Here is a 3234-nt window from a genome sequence, read left to right as displayed (position 1 = left end):
TGGCCATGGCGGCGCGGGTCGCCGCCGGGGCGTCGGTGCGGGCACCGCAGGCGGGTGCGGCCGCCGCGGCGCCGGTTACGGCGGAGGCGTCGCCGACGGAGGCGGCGCGGTCGGGTGACGTCAGGTCGCCCCCGCGGCCGTCGCGGGAGGAGGCGTGCGTGCCGCCGGACGCTGCGCATGCTGTGGTTGGCGCGACTCCGCCGGATGTGAGGCTGCCTGCCGCAGCGAGGGGGTCGGCCGTGCTGCCGGCGGCCGCCGCTGCGCCTCCGCGGCCGTCGCTGGCGAGTGCGGCGGAGGAGGCTTTGACGGGCGCCGTGCCCGCGGCGGGCGTGTCGGGCGTTCTGGACGCGAGGGGGGAGAGGTCGGTCTCCGCGCCGAAGAGCGAGGGCGGCGTGAAGGGCGCTACGCCGAGCGGCGCTGGGTCGATGCCCGCTACGAGGGACTCCATGACGGTGTTTCCCGCGCAGGAGACGCGCTCGAGGCGCGCCGGATCGATGCCGCGCCGCGCGCACAGCTCGGTGGCGGCGTGCGTGATGGCGCTGCGCACGCCGTCGCGCAGGGTCGCCCGCGCGGTGAGGTCGCTCGCGGCGTCGATGCGCGCGATGACGTCGGCGCCGAAGGGCGCCTGCGGGTTGAGCGCGCCCGTCGTCTCCAGCACGGAGAGGTCTGCCAGATCTACCAGGTAGAACGCAAGGGTGGTGGTGCCGATGTCCACCGCCAGCCCATAGCGGCCGTCATCTGCTGCCGCGCCGCCGCGCGTACCGCCGTAGTCCGCCGCCTCCTGCGCCGTCACGCCAGACGCGCCCCCGGGGCTTTCTGCGCCGCTCGCCGCGTTGCGCCCGGCGCTTGCCGCGGGCTCCCGCAACACCTCCGTTCCCGCTGCGGCCCCGTTTGCCGCGTCGGCCTCTTCCTGCGTTGCCGTGCGGGCTGTTGCGTCCTCGGGGCTCCCCGCGCCCGCGCCGGCCATCGGGACGGGGCTGGCATTCGCCGCGGGGGCGGTATCCGCGCCCGGTGCCGTCCCCACCCGATGCGCCGCGTTGCCGAAGCCCTCCTCGATGCTCATGGCGGCTAGGTCGTCCAGCAACACCTCCATGCCATCGGCCGCCGGTGTCTGGCAGGCCAGGACGCGCCGCGCGCCGCCCGTCGCGTCATCGTCGGCCAGCGTTACCTCGCAGCGCCCGCAGGTGCCGCCGCCCCCGCAGGGCGCGAGCACCACGATCCCCGCCGCACGCAGCGCCTCGAGCAGCGTCGCGCCCCTGGCGAACGCCACGGACTCCACACGCCCGTTCGCATGCCGCGCCCGCAGCGCGCCGGCGGCCTGAGCGGCCGGCTCCTCCTCGATCCCCATGGCCCCTCCTTTACTAATATATGCTCCTTCGATGATAGGCCATCCGCCCGTCGCCGGCCACCCTTCAGACCAGGGTCGCTTGCACGGAAAAGCTGCGATATGGGTCATTTGCTTCGAAATTCCGAGGAAGGAAGGCGCCCTCCCCGGTTTCCTCCCAGCGTTTTCCCAGGTCGCGTTTTTCTGCGCTGCCTCAAGAGGGTGAAAAGCACGTCCAATCGGCTCATGAACCTCGGAATTTCGAAGTAAATGGCCCATAACCGGCCTCCTGATTGCACCCGGCCCTCCTTCCGACGGTTTGCTCGCGTGTCCTCCTCTCGAGCGCCCTGCGGCGCCGCCCGCGCCCGCCGTCCGCACGCGCGAATGAGCGGCGGGCGCCTGCTGGCGCGTGCTATGATGGGCAGCGTTGCAGACAAGCACCTTTTCTACCTGCTAGGAGGCTTACATGAGCGTCATCATCGATGTGTACGGGCGCGAGATCCTCGACTCCCGCGGCAACCCCACGGTGGAGGTCGAGGTCGTTCTGGAGGACGGGGCCTACGGGCGCGCGGCCGTTCCGTCGGGCGCGTCGACCGGCGCCTTCGAGGCCGTCGAGCTGCGCGATTGCGATAAGAACCGCTACCTGGGCAAGGGCACGCAGGACGCGGTCGGCCACGTGAACGAGGAGATCGCTGAGGCGCTCCTGGGCAAGGAGGCCGATGACCAGCGCGCCATCGACGCCGCGATGATCGCTGTGGACGGCACCGACAATAAGGGCGCGCTCGGCGCCAACGCCATCTTGGGTGCGTCGCTGGCGGTGGCCCGCGCTGCTGCGGATTCCGCCGACCTGCCGCTGTACAAGTACGTCGGCGGCGTCAACGCGCATCTGCTGCCCACCCCCATGATGAACATCCTCAACGGCGGCGTGCACGCCGACAATAACGTGGACTTCCAGGAGTTCATGATCATGCCCGTCGGCGCCAAGTCCTTCGCGGAGGCCCTGCGCTGGTGCGCCGAGATCTACCACACGCTGAAGAAGGTCCTGCACGACGCGGGCCTCGGTGGCGGTGTGGGCGACGAGGGCGGCTTCGCCCCCAACCTCAAGACCAACGAGGAGCCGCTCGCCTACATCGTGCAGGCCTGCGAGGCGGCCGGCTACAAGCCCGGCACCGACATCATGTTCGCCATGGATCCGGCGTCCACCGAGTTCTACAACGCCGAGACCGGCAAGTACGTCCTGGCTGGCGAGGGCCGCGAGCTCACGAGCGACGAGATGGTGGACTACTGGGAGGCGCTCGTCAACAAGTACCCCATCGTCTCCATCGAGGACGGCATGGCCGAGGAGGACTGGGACGGCTGGAAGGCCCTCACCGAGCGCATCGGCGACCGCGTGCAGCTGGTGGGCGACGACCTGTTCGTCACCAACTCCAAGCGCCTGTCCAAGGGCATCGCGCTGGGCTGCGCTAACGCCATCCTCATCAAGGTGAATCAGATCGGCAGCCTCACTGAGACGCTCGAGGCCATCGAGATGGCCAAGCAGGCCGGCTATGCCTGCGTCATGAGCCATCGCTCCGGCGAGACCGAGGACACTACCATCGCCGACCTGTCCGTGGCGCTCAACACCGGCCAGATCAAGACGGGCGCGCCGTGCCGCTCCGACCGCGTGGCCAAGTACAACCAGCTCATCCGCATCGAGGAGCAGCTGGGCGAGCAGGCCGCCTACGCCGGCATGGACGCTTTCTACAACATCAAGCGCTAGCACCCGCGTCAGCACGCAAGACGGGGAAGGGGGTCGTGCCGCAGGGCGCGGCCCCCTTTGTATAGGGGGGCGAGTCCTGCGTTGCAGGCGAAGCCCCCCCCGGCGAAGCCCCCCCGGCGAAGCCCCCCCGGCGAAGCCCCCCCGGCGAAGC

At 70.7% G+C, this 3234-nt stretch carries 2 protein-coding genes; one reads left to right on the top strand and one right to left on the bottom strand.

The genetic code is table 11. The features are described from left to right. On the bottom strand, positions 1 to 1348 hold a 1348-nt coding region (locus D1643_RS10400), incomplete at its 3' end, for a 2Fe-2S iron-sulfur cluster-binding protein (RefSeq protein ID WP_160710548.1). A 442-nt stretch (positions 1349 to 1790) separates the two neighbouring features. On the opposite strand from D1643_RS10400, the gene eno reads away from it, so the two are divergent. After that, positions 1791 to 3083, top strand: coding sequence for a phosphopyruvate hydratase (gene eno, locus D1643_RS10395; protein WP_160710547.1), 1293 nt, complete (start codon positions 1791 to 1793; stop codon positions 3081 to 3083). Positions 3084 to 3234 lie beyond the last annotated feature (151 nt).

Origin of the sequence: Enterorhabdus sp. P55 (assembly GCF_009911695.1) — a bacterium.
Classification (GTDB): domain Bacteria; phylum Actinomycetota; class Coriobacteriia; order Coriobacteriales; family Eggerthellaceae; genus Enterorhabdus.
This window is presented reverse-complemented; position numbering and strand designations above follow the sequence as displayed.